Genomic DNA, 3,522 nt, shown 5'->3' on the forward strand with positions numbered 1-3,522 from the left:
GATTACCAAAAGGTAGTTGATCAATGCTACCTCTGCGATGTGTGCTACATGACTAAGTGTCCTTATGTCCCACCACATCCTTGGAATATTGACTTCCCTCATCTCATGCTGCGTGCAAAAGCTGTTAACTTTAAAGATGACAAGGCTACTTTCCGCGACAAACTTTTATCCTCTACAGATAAGCTCGGACACTTTGCTGGCATTCCGATCGTGACTCAAGCTGTCAATGCAGTGAACAGCACCGGCCTTGCACGCTTGGTGATGGAGGGTGCCTTAGGAGTAGATAAGAATGCTTGGATCCCTGAATACGCTCCGAAGACATTCCCGCAACTAGCACAAAAATCTGAAGATCTGCCTGTTGTAGATGGTGCCAAGACGCCTGGAAAAGTTGCTATCTATGCCACTTGCTATATCAATTACAACGAGCCAGGTATTGGGCAAGATCTCATTAAGATTTTGAAACACAATGCTATTCCTTATGAGTTGGTAGACAAGGAAGCCTGTTGTGGCATGCCAAAGCTGGAGCTAGGTGATTTGGAATCTGTTGCTGAAAACAAGGAAAAAAATATTCCAAAGTTGGCAAAGTTGGCGCGCGAAGGTTATGCCATCTTGACCCCAATCCCATCCTGCACTTTGATGTTCAAACAGGAATTGCCACTCATGTTCCCAGATTGCGATGATACGCAATTGGTGAAAGATGCTATGTGGGATCCGTTTGAGTACTTCATGGCTCGTAACTCCGATGGACTTTTAAAGAAAGACTTCAGTAAAGAGTTGGGCCATGTCAGCTATCACATGGCTTGTCACTCACGCGTACAAAACGTGGGTCAAAAAACTGCAGAAACTCTTAAGTTAGTTCCTGGAACTGAGGTCAATGTGGTTGAGCGTTGCTCAGGACACTCGGGTACTTGGGGTGTAAAGAAAGAGTTTCATGAAACAGCTATGAAGATTGGTAAGCCTGTGTTTAGAAGAATGGCTGAAGAAGAGCCTAACTACATTAGCTCTGACTGCCAACTTGCTGGTCATCATATTGAGCAGGGCATGGAGGAGTTGGGATTACCCAAATCAGAAATGGCCCACCCTTTAACCCTGCTTGCTAAGGCATACGGTCTTTAATTTATTAATAGGAATACAGCAGCATGAGAACAATTACTCGCGATAGTTTATTGAGCCTTGAGGCTTATCACAAGGAGCGTCCTGCTTTTCGTGAAAAGGCGATTAAAGAGCGCCGTCTAAGAACCGTTCATCTTGGAGATCACGTCACACTGATTTTCGAGAATGAGTTTTTAATGCGCTATCAAATTCAAGAGATGCTGCGCGTAGAAAAAACATTTGAGGAAGATGGCATTGAAGATGAGTTGAATGCCTATAACCCTCTAGTGCCAGGTGGATCAGATTTCAAAGCCACTATGATGATTGAATACCCTAATGAGGCGGATCGTAAAGTTGCACTTGCGAAGTTGGTGGGTATTGAGCATCAAATGTTTATCGAAGTTGAAGGTCAGCCACGTGTTTATGCAATTGCTGACGAAGACTTAGAGCGCTCAACCGCTAATAAAACCTCTGCAGTGCACTTTATGCGCTTTGATCTTACAAACGATATGAAGATGGCCTTAAAAGCGGGCGCTCAGATGATGGTGGGTTGCGATCATAAGGGTTACCCTATGCATGTTCAGACGCTGCCTCCAGAAACTTTAGCCTCACTCGTTTCTGATTTGAGTTAAACCAAGGAGCAGGTCTTACAGGTATTGAACACCTGGTAGGGCGCATTGGCGAATCACTTCAGCTAGCTCATTCATTGCGGCTGCCCGTGGAAAGTTCTTCCGCCAGACGAGGCAAACTCGTCTGGTTGGAATAGGGTCCTCAAATGGGATGTAACGAATGAGCTGATCCGAAGAGGCGGCATCAGATGCGGACGTTCTTGGTAGCACCGAAATTCCGATGCCGCTGGCTACCATCTGTCTAATGGTTTCCAATGATGAGCCTTCAAAGCTACGCTGCTCTCCAATGGTCGCACCAGAACCAAGGCGATTTAACTCTGGGCACACGCCAAGAACATGGTCTCTAAAACAGTGACCCGTGCCAAGTAATAAAGTATTTTGCTCTTTAAGCTCTCGATGCGGGATTGATGTTCGGTTTTCCCAAGGGTGGCCTTTGGGTACTGCGACTAAAAATGGCTCGTCATACAGGTCAATCTGGTTTAGTCCAGTGCTGGCAAAGGGCTCGGCTATCACGACACAATCTAAGGCCCCTTGACGCAAGACTTCTAATAGACGAACAGTGAAGTTCTCCTCTAAAAACAGCGGGGCATGGGGCAAGCGCTCTCGTGCAACCCTTACTAGGCTAGGCAACAAGTAGGGCGCGATAGTGTAGATGGCGCCAAGCCTCAGTGGACCTGACAGAGGATCTTGACCATGCTTTGCCAAGTGCTTTAAGGAGTTAGCCTCCTCAAGCACTCTCTGGGCTTGATCGACAATCAATGCGCCAAGACTAGTCATTGCAACTTCAGTATTAGTACGCTCAAAAATTTGCGTGTTGAGCTCTTCCTCTAATTTTCTGATGGCTACTGATAGGGTAGGCTGAGATACAAAGCAAGCATCAGCGGCCCTGCCAAAGTGGCGTTCTCGAGCAACTGCGACGATATAGCGAAGTTCTGTCAGGGTCATGCTTGTTCGGTCTGAATTAATTGTTCAAATGCGTTGATAAATGACTCAGGAGCTTGAGCCCCTTGGACGAGATATTGGTCGTTCAGAATTACTGAGGGTACAGAGTGAATTCCTGCACCAGTATATTGAGCCTCTTCTTCGCGTACTTCATTTGCGTATAGCCCGCTATCAAGAATCTGCTTTGCTTTATCTGGATCAAGGCCGGCCGTAATGACTGCATTGAGGAGGTTTTGTTGATCATCTAAATTGACTGCCAGGCAGAAATACGTCTTCAGTAATTCTGTTTTTAAACTTGCTTGCTTCTCAAGGCCATACTCTTTACCGGCCCAATGCAAAAGACGATGTGCATCGAAGGTGTTATAGACTCGCTTGCGACCCTCAGGGTGGAACTTAAAGCCAGCCTCAAGAGCGCGCTCTCTAATCTGGGCTTGGTTAGCATGCACTTGCTCTACGGTAAGGCCATACTTTTCAGTAAGATGCTCGATTGCATCCTGGCCGCCTAAGGGCATATTGGGATTAAGTTCGAAAGGTCGAAAGCGCACGTCAAAGTTTGCTTTATCACTGAATGCAGTGATAGCCTTATTGAGGTTACCTAAGCCTACGGCACACCATGGGCAGGCTATGTCCGATACAAAGTCAATTTTGATGGTGGGTTTCATAGAAACTATTCTATAGAAGCATTGGCATAAATGCTTGCCTCCAATGGACTAAGGAATTTAAGCTAGTTTCCGCCGGCAACGTCAATAAATGAGGCGCTTGTATAAGAGGATTCATCAGAGGCAAGCCAAACAATTGCAGAGGCTACTTCAGTTGCAGATCCACCTCTTTGCATGGGAATAAATTGCTTAACGCGCTC

5 protein-coding genes are annotated in these 3,522 nt (G+C 46.2%); 2 read left to right on the plus strand and 3 right to left on the minus strand.

Going from position 1 to position 3,522, the window contains the following annotated elements; genetic code table 11:
* Window positions 1-1,116 (plus strand): heterodisulfide reductase-related iron-sulfur binding cluster (locus tag B7X71_RS13840; protein WP_293601044.1); only part of this gene is annotated, 1,116 nt, incomplete at its 5' end.
* Window positions 1,117-1,139: 23 nt separating this feature from the next.
* The gene (locus tag B7X71_RS13845; protein WP_215302877.1) at window positions 1,140-1,724 is read left to right on the plus strand and encodes a DUF3501 family protein; all 585 of its coding nucleotides are present in this window, start codon (window positions 1,140-1,142) and stop codon (window positions 1,722-1,724) included.
* A 15-nt stretch (window positions 1,725-1,739) separates the two neighbouring features.
* Here the strand turns inward: B7X71_RS13845 and B7X71_RS13850 are convergent, their stop codons facing one another.
* From B7X71_RS13850 to B7X71_RS13860, 3 genes are all read right to left on the minus strand, one after another.
* Window positions 1,740-2,666: a LysR substrate-binding domain-containing protein gene (locus B7X71_RS13850; RefSeq protein ID WP_293601045.1), complete on the minus strand. Its 927-nt coding sequence runs from the start codon at window positions 2,664-2,666 to the stop codon at window positions 1,740-1,742.
* On the minus strand, window positions 2,663-3,325 hold the full coding sequence (locus B7X71_RS13855; RefSeq protein ID WP_293601046.1) for a DsbA family oxidoreductase: 663 nt from the start codon (window positions 3,323-3,325) through the stop codon (window positions 2,663-2,665). The genes B7X71_RS13850 and B7X71_RS13855 overlap by 4 nt, the downstream gene beginning before the upstream one ends.
* A 62-nt stretch (window positions 3,326-3,387) precedes the next feature.
* Window positions 3,388-3,522 (minus strand): SDR family oxidoreductase (locus B7X71_RS13860; RefSeq protein ID WP_293601047.1); only part of this gene is annotated, 135 nt, incomplete at its 5' end.

This window comes from Polynucleobacter sp. 39-46-10, assembly GCF_002282275.1.